At 67.6% G+C, this 666-nt stretch carries 1 protein-coding gene; it reads right to left on the bottom strand.

Features of this window, described 5'->3' with window-relative positions:
- Positions 1 to 39: 39 nt before the first annotated feature.
- Positions 40 to 666, bottom strand: a 627-nt coding sequence (locus AC1D15_RS35860; protein ID WP_477829837.1) for an ABC transporter substrate-binding protein, incomplete at its 5' end; no start/stop codon positions are given.

Below are 666 nucleotides of genomic sequence, written 5' to 3'. Positions count from 1 at the left end.
GTCATGCCCACGCTCCCGCGGGGCATGCAGGCCCCGTCGTCAGTTGAGGATCTTGCCGTTCGCGCCGAACATCGCGAAGTTCACGTAGTGCGAACCCGGCTTGTCGTTGACGCTGAAGTCGAGCGTGTAGCCGCCGACGTCGATCGCGCTGGCGGCATTCAGCGCCGCGGTGACGCCAGCCGGCGTCAGCGAGTTCGTGGTCTCCAGCACCTTCACCAGCGCCTTCGCGGCGATGAAGCCCTCGATCGAGCGGGCCGACAGGTCCGGGTTGTTCGAGGCCGCCTTCAGCTGCATGTACTCGCGCACCACCGCCAGGTTGCTCTGCTGCAGCAGCGGCAGCACCACCGAGAACGCGTAGCCGCGTGCACGCTCCGGGCCGAGCGCCTTCAGCAGTGCATCGGTGTCGATGATCGACATGCCGTACAGGATGCCCTGGCCGCCCCTGGCGGCGTACTGCTTGACGAACTCGATGCCGGCCGCGGTGGTCGCGCCGAGGAACACCACCTGCACCTTCGAGTCGATGATGTCGGCAACCGACTTCTCGACCTGCACCGTGTTGCGCGGATAGCCGCTCGTCACCGCCAGCTCGATGCCGTGCGTCTGCGCCGCCGCCTGCGCACCGGCCAGCACATCCTTGCCCAGGCCGTCGTCCTGGTAGACCAGGCC

It is taken from the genome of Rhizobacter sp. P2_H2, from assembly GCF_056403375.1.
Note: the sequence above shows the minus strand (reverse complement) of the source record. Positions and strands in the feature narration are given on the sequence as shown.